This window comes from Bradyrhizobium sp., from assembly GCF_019244115.1.
GTDB lineage: Bacteria > Pseudomonadota > Alphaproteobacteria > Rhizobiales > Xanthobacteraceae > Bradyrhizobium.
Window position 1 is genome coordinate 1 of sequence record NZ_JAFATE010000203.1, and the last position, 20568, is coordinate 20568.

16 protein-coding genes are annotated in these 20568 nt (G+C 63.4%); 13 read left to right on the top strand and 3 right to left on the bottom strand.

The window, feature by feature from the left end:
* The 8 genes from JOZ76_RS08810 to JOZ76_RS08845 all read left to right on the top strand — a co-directional run.
* Positions 1–727, top strand: a 727-nt coding sequence (locus JOZ76_RS08810; protein ID WP_291698239.1) for a CoA transferase, incomplete at its 5' end; no start/stop codon positions are given.
* 206 nt (positions 728–933) lie between these two features.
* The gene (locus JOZ76_RS08815) at positions 934–1071 is read left to right on the top strand and encodes a hypothetical protein (RefSeq protein WP_291698240.1); all 138 of its coding nucleotides are present in this window, start codon (positions 934–936) and stop codon (positions 1069–1071) included.
* Positions 1072–1421: 350 nt separating this feature from the next.
* Positions 1422–2726: an oxalate/formate MFS antiporter gene (gene oxlT, locus JOZ76_RS08820; RefSeq protein WP_291698241.1), complete on the top strand. Its 1305-nt coding sequence runs from the start codon at positions 1422–1424 to the stop codon at positions 2724–2726.
* A 325-nt stretch (positions 2727–3051) separates the two neighbouring features.
* On the top strand, positions 3052–3480 hold the full coding sequence (locus JOZ76_RS08825; protein WP_291698242.1) for a CBS domain-containing protein: 429 nt from the start codon (positions 3052–3054) through the stop codon (positions 3478–3480).
* A gap of 291 nt (positions 3481–3771) precedes the next feature.
* The gene (locus JOZ76_RS08830) at positions 3772–4767 is read left to right on the top strand and encodes an NAD(P)H-dependent flavin oxidoreductase (protein WP_291698243.1); all 996 of its coding nucleotides are present in this window, start codon (positions 3772–3774) and stop codon (positions 4765–4767) included.
* 30 nt (positions 4768–4797) lie between these two features.
* Positions 4798–5766 (top strand): zinc-binding dehydrogenase, encoded by a 969-nt coding sequence (locus JOZ76_RS08835; RefSeq protein WP_291698244.1) that lies wholly within the window; start codon positions 4798–4800, stop codon positions 5764–5766.
* Positions 5767–5877: 111 nt separating this feature from the next.
* Positions 5878–7257: a cation-efflux pump gene (locus JOZ76_RS08840; protein ID WP_291698245.1), complete on the top strand. Its 1380-nt coding sequence runs from the start codon at positions 5878–5880 to the stop codon at positions 7255–7257.
* Positions 7258–7518: 261 nt separating this feature from the next.
* Positions 7519–9837: a PAS domain-containing sensor histidine kinase gene (locus tag JOZ76_RS08845; RefSeq protein WP_291698246.1), complete on the top strand. Its 2319-nt coding sequence runs from the start codon at positions 7519–7521 to the stop codon at positions 9835–9837.
* A 21-nt stretch (positions 9838–9858) separates the two neighbouring features.
* Here JOZ76_RS08845 and JOZ76_RS08850 read toward each other — a convergent pair whose 3' ends face one another.
* Entirely contained in the window at positions 9859–11553 is a 1695-nt protein-coding gene (locus tag JOZ76_RS08850) for an alpha-amylase family protein (protein WP_291698247.1), read from the bottom strand.
* Positions 11554–11644: 91 nt separating this feature from the next.
* The gene (locus JOZ76_RS08855; protein ID WP_291698281.1) at positions 11645–12418 is read right to left on the bottom strand and encodes a helix-turn-helix transcriptional regulator; all 774 of its coding nucleotides are present in this window, start codon (positions 12416–12418) and stop codon (positions 11645–11647) included.
* A gap of 113 nt (positions 12419–12531) precedes the next feature.
* On the opposite strand from JOZ76_RS08855, the gene JOZ76_RS08860 reads away from it, so the two are divergent.
* The 5 genes from JOZ76_RS08860 (at position 12532) to JOZ76_RS08880 (ending at position 19480) form a co-directional block, all read left to right on the top strand.
* On the top strand, positions 12532–13038 hold the full coding sequence (locus JOZ76_RS08860) for a (2Fe-2S)-binding protein (RefSeq protein ID WP_291698248.1): 507 nt from the start codon (positions 12532–12534) through the stop codon (positions 13036–13038).
* Positions 13035–14024 carry an FAD binding domain-containing protein gene (locus JOZ76_RS08865; RefSeq protein ID WP_291698249.1) on the top strand — a complete coding sequence of 330 codons (990 nt, stop codon included), beginning with the start codon at positions 13035–13037 and terminating at the stop codon, positions 14022–14024. Before JOZ76_RS08860 ends, JOZ76_RS08865 begins: the two co-directional genes overlap by 4 nt.
* Positions 14021–16210, top strand: a complete 2190-nt coding sequence (locus tag JOZ76_RS08870; RefSeq protein WP_291698250.1) for a xanthine dehydrogenase family protein molybdopterin-binding subunit — start codon at positions 14021–14023, stop codon at positions 16208–16210. The genes JOZ76_RS08865 and JOZ76_RS08870 overlap by 4 nt, the downstream gene beginning before the upstream one ends.
* A gap of 832 nt (positions 16211–17042) precedes the next feature.
* On the top strand, positions 17043–17690 hold the full coding sequence (locus JOZ76_RS08875) for a ubiquinol-cytochrome c reductase iron-sulfur subunit (protein ID WP_291698251.1): 648 nt from the start codon (positions 17043–17045) through the stop codon (positions 17688–17690).
* 62 nt (positions 17691–17752) lie between these two features.
* Positions 17753–19480 (top strand): methanol/ethanol family PQQ-dependent dehydrogenase, encoded by a 1728-nt coding sequence (locus JOZ76_RS08880; protein WP_291698252.1) that lies wholly within the window; start codon positions 17753–17755, stop codon positions 19478–19480.
* A gap of 129 nt (positions 19481–19609) precedes the next feature.
* Here JOZ76_RS08880 and JOZ76_RS08885 read toward each other — a convergent pair whose 3' ends face one another.
* Positions 19610–20560 (bottom strand): phosphotransferase family protein, encoded by a 951-nt coding sequence (locus JOZ76_RS08885; protein WP_291698253.1) that lies wholly within the window; start codon positions 20558–20560, stop codon positions 19610–19612.
* Positions 20561–20568: the final 8 nt, after the last annotated feature.

The window sequence follows — 20568 nt, forward strand, 5'->3', positions numbered from 1 at the left end:
CCAGCGCACCAAGACCGGTCAGGGCCAGCGCGTGACCGCCGCGATGCAGGACGGCGTGCTCAATCTCTGCCGCGTCAAGCTGCGTGACCAGCAGCGCCTCGCCCATGGCCCCTTGAAGGAATACAGCCAGTTCGGCGAAGGCATTCCGTTCGGTGCGGCGGTGCCGCGCGCGGGCAATGATTCCGGCGGCGGCCAGCCTGGCCGCATCCTCAAATGCAAAGACTGGGAGACCGACCCCGACTCCTACATCTACTTCATCACCCAGGCGCCGGTCTGGGACAAGATCTGCGACGTGATCGGCGAGCCGAACTGGAAGACCCATCCGGACTATGCGAAGCCGCCTGCCCGCCTGCCGCGGCTGAACGAAATCTTCGCGCGCATCGAGCAGTGGACCATGACCAAGACCAAGTTCGAGGCCATGGAAATCCTCAATCAATACGACATCCCCTGCGGCCCGATCCTGTCCATGAAGGAGCTCGCGGAGGATCCCTCGCTGCGTGCCACCGGGACTGTGGTCGAGGTCGACCATCCGACCCGCGGCAAGTACCTGTCGGTCGGCAACCCGATCAAACTCTCGGACTCTCCCAGCGAGGTGGCGCGGTCGCCGCTGCTCGGCGAGCATACCGACGAGATCCTGCGCCAGGTGCTCGGCTTAAGCGACCATCAGGTAGCCGAAATCCACGATTCCGGCGCGCTGGATCCGCCCCGCAAGCAAGCGGCGGAATAAACGTCAAATACACAATAGGATTGGAAATTTAGGGTCGCCCGCGCGGGCGACCCTTTGTTTTTATTAGTTTTTACCGATCAATGTTGCGATGCACGGTGTAAATTGCTGCTATGCAAACAAATTTGTTGAATCTGGCATCTGGTATACATAAATCCCTCTCCGACGAATGAATCAAGCATCGCTTTGGAATTCAAGAGAGTATGCCCATGTCCAAGTCCGCCTCGATCGCCCTCGCCCCGTCCTGCAGCCTTTTCGGCCGCCTGTTCGCGACCATCGACCGCCTGCTTCTGAGCTATGCGGAACTGACCATCCGCAACGGCGACGTGCCGCGCACCGGAATCTGACACCGACGTCAATTGCGATTTCGCTCGCGCGCCGCTTCTATGAGCGCGCCTGCGAACAAATCGCCCTCCAAAATGGCTCGACCTGGTCGGGCCATTTTTTGTCGTCGCTGTCCTATCCCTTGATCGTCAAATCTGATTGATTGACTTCAGTTGGGATTGTCGCGCCGAGGAAAAGCGCGCACTGCGTGCAATTTCAGCGCGATCGCGCGGCGGTAGCAATGTAGGGCCAATCAACGGTGACCTGCGGCAAAATCGACGCTTGCGTCTTGGAATATATTATACCAGAATTTTAGAACGCGCATGACGCCCGTGGGGTGCACTCTAAAAAGGCGCGCATCGGGAGGAACACAATGGTCGCGAACGCGGCAGTACCGTCGAGCCAGGCACCATCCAACGGATACCGCTGGATGCAGCTCATCATCGGCGTGGTTTGCATGGCGATGATCGCCAATCTTCAGTATGGCTGGACCTACTTTGTGGGGCCGATGGCCAAAGCCCATTCCTGGGATGTCGGCGCCATCCAGGTCGCCTTCAGCATTTTCGTCGCGCTGGAGACCTGGCTGACGCCACTTCAGGGCTGGATCGTCGATTCGCTTGGACCGCTGCGCGGGCCGAGACTCATGGTCGCGGTCGGCGGGATTTTTGTCTTGCTCGGCTGGCTCATTAATTCCAAGGCCGAATCCCTCGAGATGCTCTACTTCGGCGCCATCGTATCGGGCGTCGGTGCCGGGGGCATCTATGCCACCTGCGTCGGCAATGCCGTGAAATGGTTTCCGGACCGGCGGGGCCTCGCGGTCGGGCTGACGGCCGGCGGTTTTGGCGGCGGCGCAGTCGTCACAGTGATTCCCATCCAGATGATGATCGCCTCGATCGGATACGCGGACACCTTCTTCTGGTTCGCCTGGGGTCAGGGCATCATCATTTTCGTCCTGGCCTGGCTGCTGCGTTCGCCATTGCCGGGCGAGGTGCCGTCGACATCGGCTGCGAAAGTGCTGCAGTCGAAGACCTCGAGCACGCCGGGACAGATGCTTGCCTCCCCCATCTTCTGGCTGCTCTACGTCATGTTCGTGCTGGTCTCCGCCAGCGGCCTGATGGTTACGGCGCAGATCGCGGTGATCGCCAAGGACTACGGCGTCGCGCAGACCGTCATTTTGTTCGGCGGAACCACCTTGATCGTCGCTGGTATAGTCGACAGCGTGGCCAACGGTGGCGCACGGCCGTTCTTCGGATGGGTCTCCGACCAGATCGGCCGCGAATACACCATGGCGATCGCCTTCACGACCGGCGGTCTAGCCTATTGGCTGCTCGGCACCGCCGGCACAACGCCCTGGACCTTCGTGATCTGCGCCGCGCTGATCTTCTTCACCTGGGGCGAGATCTTCAGTCTGTTCCCTTCGACTTGCACGGACATGTTCGGTCCGAAATACGCGACGACGAATACCGCCCTGCTCTACACCGCCAAGGGCCTGTCGGCCTTCGGCGTGCCGCTCGCCAATGTGCTGAAGAGCTATACGGGCAGCTGGCATTCCGTGTTTGCGGTTGCCGCGATCATGAATTTCATTGTCGTGGCCATGGCCCTGTTCGTGGTGCGGCCGATGCGGCTATCGATCACGGCGTCGGAAAACAAGAACACGGTCGGCCAGCCAGCCGAGTGATTGCAGCACGGCGCGCAATCAAATCCGCCGACCTCGATAAAAGAAGGGCGCGCCGCAGCGCGCCCTTCTTTTATCCGCACATGGCGGCGAGCCGCCTCCGCTCCGGACGTATGCTCAAGACACATCTAGCTAAAAATAAGAGATACTTGGCCACGCTTTCAGCTAAACTGAAGCGTGCATCTCCATCTGCCCGCCTGCACGGGCGCATAAGTGTCAATGTTTTTGTCCTTTATGGGACTCCCCATCATTATCAACCAGGTTGACACTTGGCATAATGTATACCAGTATCGACTTGCAATTGCTCCTCCAGCCAAAGGAGATTGGGATGAAAGTCGGAGACATCCTGCGCAAGAAGACGTCCCGGGTCGTCACGGTCCGGATGAACGAAACCGTCGGCGTTGCTGCGCAGCTGATGCGTGCCAGCAATATCAGCGCCCTCGTGGTCAAGGATGTCGTGCGCACCGAAGGCAACACGGCGGCCGGCATGTTCACCGAGCGCGACGTGGTGCGAGCAATCGCTGAGCACGGCGCAGCCGGCGTCAATCTGAAAGTCTCGCAGCTCATTTCGGTGCAGAAGCTCGTCGCCTGTTCGGCGGAGGACACGCTCGAGCACGCCCGCCACCTGATGAATGTGCATCACATCCGCCATCTTCCCGTGATCGATGATTTTGCACTCGCCGGCGTCGTCAGCATGCGCGACATTTCGAGCGCCTTCGATGAAGCGGCTGGCATGGCGCCGAAATCCGCCGCTTAGATTGGCGTCCCAGCTGCCTGATCATGACGCTTCGGTGCGCAACCGAAGCGGAGGCGTTTTTTGCCGTCTTGCACAGATCAAGATCGAGGTTTTTGTCTACGGGCCCGACGCGAATCGGTTGGGTATCTCTCTACGACGTGCGCGCCCGTTTCCGCCCAGCGGAAGCGAACGTTCGCCGGTTTTGCATAACGCTTTGCCGCGGTCGGCGTAGACATTTGCGGAGCCCAAAGCCATTCTGCCCTCCGATAGCCGCGCGGAAACAATCAGCGCGGCAGGAAACCGAGGGCCAAGATGATCAAGACGCGCTTTACCGAACTCGCCGGCGTCGACCACCCGATCGTGCAGGGCGGCATGCAATGGGTCGGCCGGGCCGAGCTGGTCGCGGCCGTCGCCAATGCCGGCGCGCTCGGCTTCATCACTGCGCTGACCCAGCCGACACCGGAGGACCTTGCCAGGGAGATCGCGCGCTGCCGGGACATGACCGACAAGCCGTTCGGCGTCAACCTGACCATCCTGCCCGCCATCAAGCCGCAGCCTTACGCGGAATATCGCAGCGCCATCATCGCGAGCGGCATCAGGATCGTCGAGACCGCCGGCAATAAGCCGCAGGAACATGTCGACGAATTCAAGAAGCACGGCATCAAGGTCGTGCACAAATGCACCAGTGTCCGCCACGCGCTCTCGGCCGAGCGCATGGGCGTGGACGCGATCTCGATCGACGGCTTCGAATGTGCCGGCCATCCCGGCGAGGACGACACCCCCGGCCTGATCCTGATTCCCGCAGCCGCCGACAAGGTCAAAATCCCGCTGATCGCCTCGGGCGGGTTCGGCGACGCCCGCGGGCTCGTCGCGGCGCTCGCTCTCGGCGCCGAAGGCATCAACATGGGCACGCGCTTCATGTGCACCAAGGAGAGCCCGATCCATCAGCTCATCAAGGAGAAGATCGTTGCCAATGACGAGCGCGAGACCGAGCTGATTTTTCGCACCATGCGCAACACCTCGCGCGTCGCCCGGAACGCGGTCTCGACCCAAGTGGTCGCGATGGAGAAGCAGGGCGCGACCTTCGACGAGGTGCGCGAGCTCGTCGCCGGCGCGCGCGGCAAGATGGTCTACGCAACTGGCAATGCCGACGAAGGCATCTGGTCGGCCGGCCAGGTGCAGGGCTTGATCCATGACATCCCGAGCTGCGGCGAACTGGTGTCGCGCATCATTCGCGAAGCCGAGGCGATCATTCGCAGCCGCCTGGAGGGCATGATGTCGATGCCCCATCGCGTCGCGGCCGAATAGCCCGCCGCAAACAACCGAAGAGATAATGCCATGAAGGCTTATGTGTATGGCGCCGATGGCGCCGTCATTACGGACATCGCGAAACCCGCGCCTGTAGGCACGCAGCTACTGGTCCGCGTCCGCGCCTGCGGCTTGAACCGCGCCGATCTTGGCATGACCAAGGGCCACGTGCACGGCGCCTTGGGCGGCGTCGGCACCGTGCTCGGGATGGAATGGGCCGGCGAGGTCGCCGAGCTCGGACCGGCGGCCCAAGGCGTCAAGGTCGGCGACCGCATCATGGGATCGGGCGCTGCCGCTTTCGCCGAATACACGCTTGCCGATCACGGGCGCTTGTTCCATGTGCCGAGCGACATGAATTTCGACGAGGCCGCCACCCTGCCTGTCGCCCTCGCCACGATGCACAATGCCGTGGTGACCAACGGCGCGTTGCAGGCGGGCCAATCGGTCCTGGTCCAGGGCGCAAGTTCGGGCGTCGGGCTGATGGCGATGCAGATCGCAAAATACAAGGGCGCGAAGCTGGTGATCGGCTCCTCGACGGATCCAACCCGTCGCGGACGCCTGAAAGCGTTCGGCGCCGATCTCGCGATCGATTCCTCCAATCCCGGCTGGGTCGACCAGGTGCTGGCGGCGACCAATGGCGAAGGCGTCAATCTGATCGTCGATCAGGTCTCGGGCAAAGTCGCAAACCAGAACCTCGCCGCGACCAGGATCAAGGGGCGGATCGTCAACGTCGGCCGGCTCGGCGGCACTCATGCCGATTTCAATTTCGACCTGCATGCCGCGCGGCGGATCCACTATATCGGGGTCACCTTCCGCACCCGCACCATCGACGAGATCCGCGAGATTTTTGACGAGGTGAAGAAGGATATTTGGCCGGCGGTGGAACAACGCAAGCTGCAACTGCCGATCGATCGCGTGTTCGCGTTCGACGATATCGGACTGGCGTTCGCGCATATGGAAGCCAACCGGCATCTCGGCAAGATCGTCGTGACGTTGTGATGTCAGCATCCTAATCGGAACAATTCGCGACACGCTCGCAGGCGCGATTCGACTGTGAGCCCCGCCTGTCGGCGCTTTCATGTTTGAAAGCGCCCTGCTACATCGCGGGCCATGAGCGACATCGATCTCAACGCCAAATCCCGCGTCGCCGCGATCTCGGTCGTCGCCAGCGCCAGCATGGCCGCGGCCAAGTTCGTCGTCGGCATCCTGATCGGCTCGCTCGCGCTGATCTCGGAAGCCCTGCACAGCTCGGTCGACGTGATCGCCACCATCATTACTTGGCTGGTCGTGCGGGTGTCCGATCGCCCCGCCGACGAGGAGCATCATTATGGCCACGGCAAGCTCGAGAGCCTGTCGGCGCTCGGCGTGATCGCGCTGCTCTATGTGCTGGCTGGCGGCGTGCTGGTGGAATCCTGGAGCCGGCTGCGCGAGGGCGCGCAGCCGCCAGTGATCTCTGCGGTTCCGTTCGTCGTTCTGCTGATCGACATCGCGGTGAACGTCTGGCGCGCCCGCGCGCTGCATCGCACGGCGCACGAGACCCACAGCCAGGCGCTTGCCGCGGACGCGCTGCATTTTGCCTCCGACGTGCTCGGTTCGATCGCGGTCATCATCGGCCTCGTGCTGACGGCGCTCGGCTTTCGCTGGGGCGATTCCGTCGCTGCGATCGCGGTGGCGGTCATGATCGCCGCGCTCGGACTGCGGCTCGCGCGCTCCACCGTCGAAACACTGCTCGACCGCGCGCCCGAAGGCGCCTCGGAGAAGGCGCGTGCCGCGATCAATTCGGTTTCCGGCGTGGTCGATGTCGAGCGACTGCGCGTGCGCATGGTCGGCTCTACACATTTCATAGACGCGATCGTCAAGGTTCCGCGCACCTATCCGATCGACCGCGTCGAGGAGATCAAGCGGAAGGCGCAGGCTGCGGTCGTAGCCGCGCTCGGTGACGCCGATCTCACCTTTACCGCGGTACCCGTCGCACTGAACAACGAATCCGTCAGGGAGCGGATCATGGTGATCGCCCGCAACTCGGGGCTCGCCATTCATCACGTCACGGTCCATGACCTCGGCAACAAGCTGATCGTCTCGATCGATCTGGAAGTCGACGCCGAACTGCCGCTTGCCGAAGCGCACGACATCACCCGGGCCCTGGAGCGCAACATCCGCGACGAATTTGGCGCGGAGGTCGAGATCGACACGCATATCGAGCCCCTGGAACCGGAGCTGCCGCTCGGTGTTGACGCTGCGCCCGATCGTGTTGGAGTAATCCGCGATGCGCTGATCCGCATTGCGGCCACCACCGCCATCCATGACGTGCACAATGTTCGCGTACGCAGCACCGAGGCCGGGGAAATCGTTAACTTCCACTGCCGCGCCGCACCGACCATGAGCGTGATCCGGGTGCACGAGAACGTCGACGAGATCGAACGCGCGCTGCGCCGCGCGTTTCCGGATGTGAAGCGCGTGATCAGTCACGCCGAGCCGCCGTTCGCCTGAAGCCGCACACGGGCAACCGCGGTGCGTTGTGAAGAGCGCACCGGTTTTTTGCGGAGCGAGCGCGGCTCGCGTTCCTGTTTCGGACTCGCCTTGTCTGGTTTTCGCCATAGCGGTTACGTATTGAATAAGATTTATTTGCGCCGTGGAATCGTTGACTCTCGACAGTCCGGGAAAACTGGATTCAAATCTCCCCATTGATTCGGGAGTGACTGGGGCTCTCCCAATCCAGGTGGCAAACGGGATTTGGTGGGGGTCTACGGCATGGCGCGCGCTCATGCAGCGGACGCGTGCGTTCAATCCGATTCGATCAAAGGGTTGGCGCAGTCGATCGCTAAACCAGCCTACCAAAGGCTGTTGACTGCTGAGCCGACGCTGCGCCGGGCCGTGCCCACCCTGATCATCGCCTTCCTGATCACGATCTGCCTCGGCGCCTTCGTGCAGGTGGTCGATCAGAGCCGGCAGAAGCGCGCGTCCAGCAAGCGCGACCTCGCCGCGCTTGCCGACCTCCTGGCCGAGCGCATCGACCGTCTCGCGTCCGTGCGTCGCGAGCGCCTGACCAACATCGAGCGTCTGCCGGGCCTCTTGCCCGACTTCATCCCGCCATGGGGCATTGCTCGCGGCCGGCACGTCATCGTCACCGGCGCCGATCATCGCATTCTCGCCCGCGTTCCCGTCGAGTCCAGTCTCGGCGAGGCCGACCGCGTGCTCGACGTCATCTCCACGGCCCAGCTTCTTGCGGCGCCAGGCCTGCAGGGCACCGTCACCGACATGATCCTGCCCAACGGCAATGGCGCGCTGGCGATCTCGGTCGCCATCAAGGCGCTGCCCGGACAGGTCATCGTCATCCAGGAAAAGTCGGACCCGCTGTGGGGATCGGACGCGGCGCTGTCGGTGACGCTTTCGGCCACCACCGGCTTCGTCGTGCTGATCCTCGGCTTCGCCTTCCACTGGCAGTCGACCCGCGCCCGCGAGGGCGACCTCATCAACGATGCCGTCCGCGGCCGCATCGACACCGCGCTGAACCGCGGCCGCTGCGGCCTGTGGGACTGGGACCTGTCGCGCGGCCGGATTTTCTGGTCGCAATCGATGTTCACCATGCTGGGGCTCGACAGCCGCAACGACCTCTTGACCTTCGGCGAGGTCAACGCACTGGTGAAGTCCGACGACATCGATCTGCTCGCCATCGCCGACCGCCTGCTCTCCGGCGAACTCAACCACATCGACCAGACTTTTCGCATGCAGCATGTTGACGGGCACTGGATCTGGCTGCGCGTGCGCTGCGAGCTCAGCCAGAGTGCCGGCAATTCCGGCCTGCACCTGATCGGGATCGCCGTCGACATCACCGAGCAGAAGAGCCTCGCCGAGAAGAACGTCGAGGCGGACCTTAGGCTGCGCGACGCGATCGAGACCATCCCGGAAGCCTTTGTGCTGTGGGACGCCTCCGACCGCCTGGTGCTGTGCAATTCGCATTTCCAGCGCCTGCACAAGCTGCCGGACTCCGCGGTGATCCCGGGCACCTCCTACGAGACCGTCATCGAGGTCGGCCGCATGCCGGAGGTGCGCACCCGCCTCAATGACACCGGCACCCAGGCGCCGGGCGCGCGAACCTTCGAGGCTCAGCTCGACGACGGCAGCTGGTTGCACATCAGCGAGCGGCGCACCAAGGATGGCGGCTACGTTTCGGTCGGCACCGACATCACGCGGATCAAGGAGCACGAGCAGAAGCTGGTCGACAACGATCTGCGCCAGCGCGCCATCGTTGCCGACCTGCAGCGTTCGCAGGCCGAGCTCGAGCGCCAGGCCGTCGAGCTTGCCGATCTCGCCGAGAAATATTCGCAAGAGAAAAACCGCGCCGAGGAAGCCAACCAGACCAAGTCCAAGTTCCTCGCCAATATGAGCCACGAGCTGCGCACGCCGCTCAATGCGATCATCGGCTTCTCCGAGATCATGGGGAGCGGCATGTTCGGCGCGCTCGGGTCGGAGAAATACCAGGAATATTGCCACGACATCCTGACCAGCGGTCACTATCTCCTGGAGGTGATCAATGACATCCTCGACATGTCGAAGATCGAGGCCGGCCGGATGAAGCTCGACCTCGAGCCGCTCGACCTCTCCAAGACGCTCGCGGAGTCGCTGCGCGTCGTCTCCGGGCGGGCGTATGACAAGCGCCTCACACTCGATGCCGACATCGAGAAGAACATCGCGATGGTGGCCGACCGCCGCGCCACCAAGCAGATCCTCGTCAACCTCCTGTCGAACGCGGTCAAGTTCACGCCGGAAGGCGGCAAGGTGGCGGTGCGCAGCCTGCTGCTCGAAGACCGCATCGTGCTGATGATCGCCGACACCGGCATAGGCATCCCGCCGCAGTCGCTGGCGCGCCTTGGCCGGCCGTTCGAGCAAGTGGAGAGCCAGCTCAGCAAGACCTACCACGGCTCGGGCCTCGGGCTAGCGATCGCGCGCTCGCTCGCGCATCTGCACGGCGGCTCGATGCGGCTGCGCTCAACCCTCGGCAAGGGCACGGTGGTCCGCGTCACCCTGCCGCGCACGGCCCAGGCGACGATGCCCGCGGCCGCTGCCTGAGCGCGTTGCCCGCGCAGCGCCTCACACCTTCCGCTTCTTTCGAACGCTGGTGTCGACATCGCTGCGCTTGAGCAGGTAGTCGAGACCGCCGACACGATACCAGTGATAGCCGTAACCTTCGATCAGGAGCCGGTGCCTCCCCTTTTCATCCGCGTGGCTGTGATCCTCCGACAACAGGTTGATCAAAAGCTTTCCGCCTCCATCGCCAAGTCCGACAGAAAATGAAATCTCACGCGGCTTTTCATCGAAATTGTGGACGAACAGTACCGAATTGTTGTGCCAATCGTAGCGGATGACGAGCACCGCGGCATCGCGCACCGCGATGATCTCGAAATCGCCCCAACCTATTTCCGGCACTTCCTTGCGCATGCGGACGATACGCTCGGTCCAGTTCAGCATCGAGTTCGGGTCACGACGCTGCTTGGCGGCGTTGACGTGTTCGTATCCGTAAGGGCCCTCGTCGATGACGGGCAGACATGGCTTGTCGTTGGCCGTGAAGCCTGCGTGCGGCTCGGCCGACCATTGCATCGGCGTCCGAGCGCCGTTGCGCTCGGGCAGATCGAGATCGTCGCCCATGCCGATTTCGTCGCCGTAGCGGATCACCGGTGTCCCGGGCAGGGTAAACATCAGACTATAGGCAAGCTCGAGCCGCCGCCGGTCGCCACCCAGCATCGGGGCCAGACGGCGGCGAATGCCGCGATCATAGAGTTGCATGTTCTTGTCGGCGCCGAATGCCTCGAACACGGTCTCGCGCTGCGCCTTGGTCAGACGGCCGAGATCGAGTTCGTCGTGGTTGCGCAGAAACTGGCCCCATTGCGCCGTGTCAGGCCTCGGCTTGGTCGCCATCAGCGCCTTGGCGAGTGGACGGCAATCGGCGGACGCCAGCGCGTAGAACAGATGCTGGTTGACCTGGAAATTGAACATCATGTGCATGCGGTCGCCGTCGTGCCCGAAATATTCCATGTCGGTTTCGGGCAGCACGTTGGCTTCGGCCAGGATAATGGCATCGCCCTCCCGCCATTGCAGGAATTCGCGGAACGTCCGCAGCATGTCGTATTGTTCGATCGGCTTTTTGACCTTCGCACCCTTGGAGGCGATGATGAAGGGGACCGCATCCATGCGAAAGCCGGACACGCCGAGCTGGATCCAGAACCCCATGATTTTCAGGATCTCGGCCTGCACCGATGGATTTGACGTGTTGAGGTCGGGCTGGAAATCATAGAAGCGGTGGAAGTACCAGGCGCCGGCTTCCTTGTCCCGTGTCCAGGTCGATTTCTGTACACCGGGGAACACCATACCTTCATTGGCGTTCGGCGGCCGCTTCTCGGCCCAGACGTACCAGTCGCGATAGGGCGAATCTTTCGAGGCTCGCGCGCTCTGGAACCAGGGATGCTGGTCCGAGGTGTGATTGACCACCAGATCGATGATGACGCGGATGCCGCGCTGGCGACAGCCGTGGGTGAACTCGACGAAATCGCCGAGGGTACCATAGCTCGGATCGACACCGTAATAGTCGGCGACATCGTAGCCATCGTCTCTCCGGGGCGATGGTTGAAAGGGCATCAGCCAGAGCGCGGTGATGCCGAGGCCGTGCAGATAGTCGAGGCGGCGCTGCAGTCCCTTGAAGTCCCCGACCCCATCGCCATTCGCATCCATATAGGTGCCGACCGACAGGCAGTAGATCACGCCATTCTTGTACCAGAGGTCGTTGATCATCGAGGCCGCCGTCGAACTTCCCGGTCGATAAGCGCGAGGATGGCCCCGGGTTCCATGGCAGCAGATCATGTTCGGCCAAAAGTCCTGTTGGCTAAACCGGCGTGTAGATGACGAGCCTGAGCGAGGGATCGTCGTTCCACTGGAAGCTGGCATGCTCGAACGACAACACGCCCTTCTTCGGATGATGAAGCCGCTTGAGGCCTGCCGCGGTGCCACGGACGTCATGGCTCTTCCACCAGACCGAAAACTCGGGACAGTCCTTGCGGAGTCGCTGCAGCAGTTCGCGAAACGCGGGGTCGTCGGCCCACAAGTCGTGCGTTGCCCGAAACTGCGCGACGATCCGTTTTGCTTCATCGGCCCAGCCGGCGCCGAACAGCCGCCGCGCCGCGGGCCGCGTCAGCATCGAAACGAGGATATTGCGGTCCTCATCCGGCAGCTGATCGAACGCCAGGATGTCATTCGCAGCCTTGTTCCAGGCGAGCAGATCCCACCTCCGGCCGGTGATGTAGGCCGGCTGTTTCATGGCGGCGATCATCCGCTTCAGCGAGTCCGGCACGGACTCCGTCTGGAAAGCGCGCCGTTCTCCCGAGCGCGTCAGCGCCTTGAGGTGAAGGTGCTCCACCCTGCTGAGCCTGAGCGCGCGGGCCAGCGCGTCGATGGTCGTGGCGGACGGATTGACCGATCGGCCCTGCTCCAGGCGAATGTACCAGTCCACCCCGATGCCGGCGAGTTCGGCGACTTCCTCGCGCCGGAGGCCTGCGGTTCGGCGCCGGCGGCCCTCGGCCAGTCCTACCTCGCGCGGCCTCAGCTTCTCCCTGCGCGACCTCAGAAAATCTCCGAGCTCGCTCCTGCTCCTCTCGATCAAGGTCACGGCAGTCTCTCCGCACATGGGGGGCCTGACAATCCTAGGATAATACCATGCCTTCCCTGGTCCGGATAGCATGGCAGATTTGGCGGCGAATATCCGGAGCGCCTGCCATGACCGTCACTCAGCCACCATCTCACGACGCAAGGGAGCGGACACCGCCGCGCATCGCGCTTTCGCTCACCATCAACGCGATGCGCTACGAGATCGAGATCAGCCCGAGCGCGACGCTTCTCGATGTGATCCGGGACCAGCTCGGCCTCACCGGCACCAAGAAAGGGTGCGACATGGGAGGTTGTGGCGCCTGCACGGTCCTGGTCGCGGGCCGCCGCGTCGTCTCCTGCCTTGCGCTCGCCGCCTCGTTCGACGATGCCGTGGTCACCACGATCGAAGGGGTGGGAACGGCCGATCATCTGCATCCCCTGCAGGCGGCCTTCATTCGGCATGATGCCCTCCAGTGCGGCTATTGCACGTCAGGCCAGATCCTCTCGGGTATTGCGCTGCTGTCGGAAAATCCCGGTTCGATCGCGGAAATCCGCGAAGGCATGAGCGGCAATCTGTGCCGCTGCGGCGCCCATCCGAGCATCGTCGCGGCGATTGCGGAGGTCGCCGGGCTATGAGCGGACCGTCGTTCCATTACATCGAGGCAACACGCCTCGACGATGCGCTCGCGCAAGGCGCGCGGCACGGCGCAACCTATGTCGCAGGCGGGACAGATTTTCTGCAGCTCTGGAAAACCGGGCTTGCGGCACCCAAAACCGTCATCGATATCTGCCGCCTGCCACTGGCCGAGATCTCCTATGCCGGCGACACGCTGAGCCTGGGCGCGCTGTCGCGCCTGAGCGATGTGGCCGCTCATCCCGACGTGAAAATCCATCACCCGCTGATCGCGGACGCGATCCTTGCGAGCGCGAGCGGGCAGCTGCGCAACATGGCGACCCTTGGCGGCAACCTCTTGCAGCGGACCCGGTGCCCCTATTTTCGTAGCGCCGGCCTCGCCTGCAACAAGCGCGCGCCGGGCTCGGGATGCGGCGCCAGGGATGGAGAAAACCGCCATGCGGCGCTGTTCGGCACCAGCAGCGGCTGCGTGGCGACGCATGCCTCGGACCTCGCCGTGGCGCTCGCAGCGCTCGATGCCGAGATCGTCGTCGCAAGCGCGGCAGGGGAGCGGCGCCTTCGCTTGCCCGACCTCTACCTGCTCCCAGCCCCCACGACGGCGCCGGACTCTTCGCTCGCCGATGGCGATGTCATCACTGCGATCAGCATCCACGACGCCTGCCGTTTCGCGCCCCGATCGACCTATCTGAAGATCCGGGACCGTGCGTCGTTCGAGTTCGCGGTCGTCTCCGTCGCGGCCGCGCTGCAGATCGAGGATGGCGTCATCACCGCGGCGCGACTGGCCGCCGGCGGCGTCGCGCCCTTGCCCTGGCGGCTTCACGGAAGCGAAGCGGCGCTGGTCGGTCGCGCACCGGGCAAAGCGGCCTTCGCCGCGGCCGGCGACCTCGCCATCGAAGGAGCCACGCCGCTTGCGAAGAACGCCTTCAAAATCCCGCTGCTGCGGAGCGCCGTCATCCGCGCCTTGCAAACGATCGGAGGTGTGTCGTGAACGCCCACTCACACGCACGCTACGAAGCCCTCCTCAAAGTGACCGGCCAGGCCCGGTTCGAAGGCGAGATCGCGCCGGCAGGTCTGCTCCACGCCACCTTGATCGAAGCGCCCATCGCTTGCGGCGAGCTCGTGTCGGTCGATGCGGTGGAAGCCCCAACACGTCCGGGATTCGCAACCCTCGTCACCCATGACGATTCCGCGTCGCTGAAATCGTCCGCGGCCACGACCCTGATCCGCGAGACAGCGATCCATTTTCATGGCCAGCCGGTGGCGCTGGTCGCCGCATCGACATTGGCTGAAGCGCATGACGCGGCGCGCGCAGTGCGCATCGCGACGGCGGCGCGGCCTGCGGTGACGCAGATGGACCAGGCGCTCGGCGCGGCCATCGCACCCGAGATGGTCGGGCGGTTTCCGGCCGCGACCCGTCGTGGCGATGTCGCCACAGCGCTCGGCGAGGCCGAACTGGTGATCCGCAACCGCTACAGCACCCAAGTCAACAACCATCATCCGATGGAACCGCACGTGGTGGTGTGCTGGTGGGAAGGTCCAAAAGCCGTCGTCCACACCTCGACACAGGCGATTTTTGCTACGCGCGCGACGATCGCGCAGGCCTTCGACATGCCACCAAGAAACATTCGCGTGCTGGCCCGCTTTCTCGGCGGCGGCTTCGGCTGCAAGGGACAGCTGTGGTGGCCATGGATGTTCTGGGCGATGCTGGCCTCGCGAAAAACCGGCCGTCCGGTCAGGCTCGAACTGTCCCGCGCGCAGATGTTCACGCTGGTCGGACGGCGGCAGCAGACGGAACAGGATCTGGCGCTGGGCTTCGCCAATGGCCGCCTCACGGCGATCACCCATGACGTCGTGGCCCAGACCTCTGCGCACACGGACTATTCCGACTCCACTGCCGTCTACAGCCGCCTGCTCTACGCCTGTCCCAATGTCTCGACCACGCACCGGCTGGTCCGAACCAATGAGCCGCAGCCGGTGCCGATGCGGGCGCCGGGAACGGCGCCCGGCACGTTTGCATTGGAGTCGGCGATGGACGAGGCCGCCGAGCGGCTCGGCCTCGATCCGCTCGACCTGCGCGTGAAGAATTTTGCCGATCACGACCAGGAGACCGGCCGGCCCTGGAGCAGCAACAGCCTGCTCTCCTGCTACCGCGTCGGTGCGGAACGCTTCGGCTGGGCCGATCGCCAAAAAAGGAAAAAGCGCGATGGCCGCTGGACCATCGGTTTTGGCATGGCCACCACACTCTATCCGGCAATCCGCCAGGCCTGCCGCGCCCGCGTACGCCTGAACGGCGACGCCTCGCTCGTCGTCCAATGCGGCACGCAGGACATGGGCTCGGGGACCTACACCGCGCTCGGCCAGATCGCGGCCGATGCGCTCGGCATCCCCATGGCGAAGGTCACGGTCGAACTCGGCGATACCTGGCTGCCTGACGGACCTTTTTCCGGCGGCTCGCAGGTCACGGCCAGCATTTTTCCGGCGGTGCAGTCGGCCACCGCGCAACTGCGTGCGATGCTCGCCAGCATGGCCGCCTCCGATGCCAACGGGCCGCTCGGCGGCAAGACGAGCGATGATCTCGATTTCGAAGGCGAACTGATCCGCAGCCGCTCGAGCAACGCCGCGGAAAGGCTGAGCGACGTGCTGGCGCGGACGGCGCCGGACGGTCTCGTCGCGGAAGGTGAAAGTGCCGCGACCGATCACCCAAAACTTGCCGCTACCGGCATGGGCCATGGGGCGGTGTTCGTCGAGATCGGCGTCGACAGCGCGCTCGGCGAGATCCGCGTGCGCCGTGTCTGTGCCGCCTTTGCCGCCGGCCGCATCCTCAATCCGCTGCTGGCCAGGAGCCAGTATGTCGGCGGACTGATCGGCGGCATCGGCATGGCGCTGCACGAGCAGACGCTGACTGATCGGGCGACGGGGTGCATCCTCGGCAAGTCGTTCGCGGATTATCTCATTCCAGTGCATGCCGACATGCCCGAATTCGATATCGCCATGATCGAGGAGGACGATCCGCACCTTCCCGGCAGCGTGAAAGGCATCGGCATGCTGGGCAGCGCGGGCATCCAGGCGGCGATCGCCAGCGCCGTGCACGACGCGATCGGCAAGCGCATTCGCCACCTGCCGATCAGGATCGAGGATTGCCTCGGGCCTGCCTGCGACACGGCGCAGCGCTGAACACGGCGATGTGTTCTCCAATTCGAATTTCAAACAACGAATTTCCATTGTCGTCGCCCGGCTCGACCGGGCGACCCAGTATTCCAGAGACGGCGGTTGCTCACTGAGAGGCCGCGGCGTACTGGATTGCCCGCTTTCGCGGCAATGACAGCCGAGAGTAAATTCGCGATTGCGGCATATCTCCGCATTCTCGCGGCGCGATGGCGTCCGAGTCTTGCTTAGGACCGCCCTCGACATTCGACAAGGGCGCAGGGAATGCCGGGAGCTGGCCGCCCCCATGGCCCGCCTGCAAACAAAAAGCAGGCGGCAGTCACCACAGGTTCAGCCAAATCACCCGGCATTCCCTGCGCGATGGCTTTACGACTTATAACGCGCTCTCCCTGGGAACCGGGCTTTCTTGCTCCCATCGCCAGCGAGATCTTCATCCCGCGAGCTTGACACCAGCGTCGGGGTGTCAGGACCACACGCCTTTGCCGTGCGCGACAACACGTTCGTCCGACGTGCTCATCGTGCCCACCGCATTCCGACATCCAACGTTCGTGACGACGCGTAACGCCCCTCTGTCCGGATCGGAACAAATGCACCTTACTTCCGATTTCCAGAATAATGCAAGCGGATTATTTTTCGTCGCGACGCTTGACAGGCATGCGTGGCCGTCAGCTGACGGGCAAATCACCTCGCTCCGCAATCTGCGAAGCGTCGCTCCGCCAGCGGCAAGATGGGCGGGGATGCTGCGTGCACTTCTGCACACATGCTATCGGCCAGCTTTATTTCGGCGTTGCCTTGTTTTAGGCCTTGTTTTAGCCCCGGGTTGACGCGATGATCTCTTGCCATGCCCGGATGTGATGGCAAATTTCGCAGTTGCAGCGAATACGTCAAAGTCGCTCTCGGCGCCGCGCGTCCCGACAAGACCCGCCGCGTCCTGATCCTCGCGGCGGCTGCAGCGGGAGCATGCCTGACGATCAGGCCGCTTGCCGCCGAGGACGACCGGCCGGGCAGCGATGAGCGGCCAAAAGCGGCAGACCTCCTGGTGTTCTACGACGGCGACCGTCAAGGCGAAATCATCAAGCCGGATGACCTGACGCTCGGCGGACCGCCGGTCCATGCCTGGGCGAAGGATCCAAAAACATCCGTGATCCGCGATGGATCGCGCCTGAACGAGATCCTCCTCGTCAGGCTCGCCCCTGCTGATATCGACGAGGACACACAGCCATCGGCAGCCGACGGCATCCTCGCCTACTCCGCCATCTGCACGCATGCCGGCTGCTCCGTCACCGAATGGGTCGATGCGAGCGCGGGCGAGGGCCAGGTTTTCAAATGCCCCTGCCATAACTCCGAATTCGATCCGCGGCACGGCGCAAGCGTCGTGTTCGGACCGGCGCCGCGGCGCCTTGCCATGCTTCCGCTCGCGATTTCCGAGGGATCGCTGATCGTCGCCAGACCCTTTGTCGGAAAGGTAGGTGCACAACAGCCCGGCTGACAGACGGAACAGGTTTTCGCGTTGCCAAAAAATCAAACGAGATCAAACAGGAGGATGCGCCGATGACCATCAAAAAATGGCTGTTATCGAGTTCTGTCGCCTTCACATGCCTCGTCTCGACGGCCGCGATGGCCGGTTCGATCGAGAACTACAGCGCGGTGACCGGGGCCCGTTTGGAGAATCCGGAACCCGGCAACTGGATGCTCTATCGCCGGACCTATGACGGCCAAGGCTACAGCCCACTCGACCAGATCAATACGTCGAACGTGAAAGATTTGACGCCGGTGTGGACCTTTTCGACCGGTGTCGTCGAAGGCCACGAGGCCCCGCCGATCATCAACAACGGCGTGATGTTCATCGCCACCCCGATGGGGCAGGTCATCGCGCTCAATGCCAAGACCGGCGAACAGTACTGGCGCTACAAGCGTGAGCTTCCGGAAGATCTGTTCCAGCTGCACCCGACCAGCCGCGGCGTTGGACTGTGGCAGGACAAATTGTATCTCGCCACGACTGACGATCATCTGGTGGCGCTCGACGCCAAGACCGGAAAAGTGGTCTGGGACAAGAAGGTGCAGGACTACAAGAAGGGGCAATATCTGACGCTGATGCCGCTCGTGGTCGACGGCAAGGTGATCGTCGGCGGCTCCGGCGGCGAGCTCGGCGTGCGCGGCTATGTCGTGGCGTTCGACGCCAATGATGGCAAGGAGTTATGGCGCACCTTTACGATCCCGGGCGAAGGCGAGCCAGGCCACGACACCTGGAGCGGTGACGACTGGAAGACCGGCGGCGGCTCGGCCTGGATGACCGGCACCTACGACAAGGATAGCAAGACGGTCTTTTGGGGCACCGGCAACGCCGCGCCCTGGCCGGGCACCGCACATCCCGGCGACAACCTGTATACCAGCTCCGTGCTGGCGCTCGATCCGGACAGCGGCAAGATCAAGAGCTATTACCAGTATCACCAGAACGATTCCTGGGACTGGGACGAGGTCGATGCGCCGATGCTGGTCGACCTGCAGCGCGACGGGCGCTCGTTCAAGAGCCTGATCCATCCGGGCCGCGATGCGATCTTCTGGGTGCTGGAGCGCAAGGGGGATCGCATCAACTACGTCGCCGGCTGGCCCTTCGTCTCCACCGATGTCTGGAAGGGCATCGAGCCCGAGACCGGCAAGCCGATCGTCGATCCCGCCCACAAGCCGGTGCTCGGCAAGCGCGTCGAGTTCTGTCCGTCGCTGTGGGGCGGCAAGGACTGGCCGTCGGCCGCCTACAGCCAGAAGACCGGGCTGGTCTATGTTCCCGCCAACGAGAATTTCTGCGGCGGCTTTAGCGGCGAAAAGGAGCCGCTGGTTCCGGGCAAGCTCTGGCTCGGCACCAAGCCGGAAGACATCGGCCTCACCCCGCGTCCGGGTGCCGACCATTTTGGCGAGCTGCAGGCCTGGGATCCTGCGACCGGAAAGAAGGTCTGGTCGCAGAACTTCCCGAAATCACAGCTGTTCGGCTCGGTGACGGCGACGGCGGGCGACCTGATCCTGGCCGGCGGCACCAACGACCGGATGTTCCGCATCTTCGACGACAAGACCGGAAAGCTGTTGTGGGAGCAGAAGACCAACTCGGGCATCATGGCGATGCCGATTGCCTATGAGGTGGATGGCACCGAATATATCGCGGTGCAGTCGGGCTGGGGCGTGGACGCAGCGCGCATCCAGGATGGTCTGTCCAAGGCGGGTCTCGGCATCGAGGACAACGTGCCGCAAGGCGGCGTCGTCTGGGTGTTTGCGCTGAAGAAGTAGCGGCGTTGTCATTCCGGGGCGATGCGAAGCATCGAACTATGCTGCGCAATTGCGCACCTGAGAATCTCGAGATTCCGGGTCTGGTCCTTCGGACCAGCCCGGAAGCGTGGATGCCTGGGCGGCTTAATCCTACTCCGCGCTGTAGCGCACCAGCTCCTGAGCCAGCTTGGCGAGCCGTCGCGTCTTACCGATCTGGGCCATCCAGCACCAGAGTTCGAGCACGAAGTAGAGATGGTAGAGCGCGAGCGTCTCGGACCAGTGGTCTCGGCCCATCGCGCCATATCCGTCAAGTACGGCGCGCCGGGACTCTTCGTCCAGGTAATAGAGCGCTTTGGCGACATCCATCAGTGGATCGCCTGACAGGGCGCCCTCAAAATCCAGAACGCCGGTGAGCTGCAATTCTCCGTCGCTAATCGTGGCGAGCAGATTCCCTGCGTGCAGATCATTGTGACAGAGCACCGGCTGCCTGCAGGCGTCAAACAGCCCTGACCGCTCCGCGACATGCGCCTTGATACGCTCTGCCAAGCGGAGATCGCCGCCACGCTCGCCGAATTCGGCGAGCTTGCGCTGGAATTGGTGGGCCAGGTAGCCGCGATTGGTCGCATGCGCGGTCCAGATCCCCTTCGGACCGATATAGCCGAACGCCTCCATCGGGATGCAGTGAAAGTCGGCAAGCAGTCGTCCAATCTGCGCGTAAGCCGAGGCGCGTTGCGCCGGCGCCAAGGTCGATTCCATCTCGCCCAGGACTGAACCGTCGAGCTTCGTCATCACGATGAAGTTCAGCCCGAGCAGCCGCTTGGAGTCGTCCGCGAACAGAATTTTGGGCGGTGGGACGCGGAGGCGTTCCTCGACCAGGCCAATGACGGTCACTTCCTTCTGCATCTTCCAATGCAGGTCGTCGGGATAGACCTTCAGCACGAGCGCGCGATGGCTGAGCACGGCGAAGCCGATGTCGTAAACCGCCGCAATCTCCCCGCTGTGGAGCATCGAGATCGTCGCAACCGCACCCTCGCAGCCGGCTGCGTCAACGATCGACTGTGCCGTCGCCACGGATACCTGCAATTCAGGCTTGAGTTTCATGGCGGCAT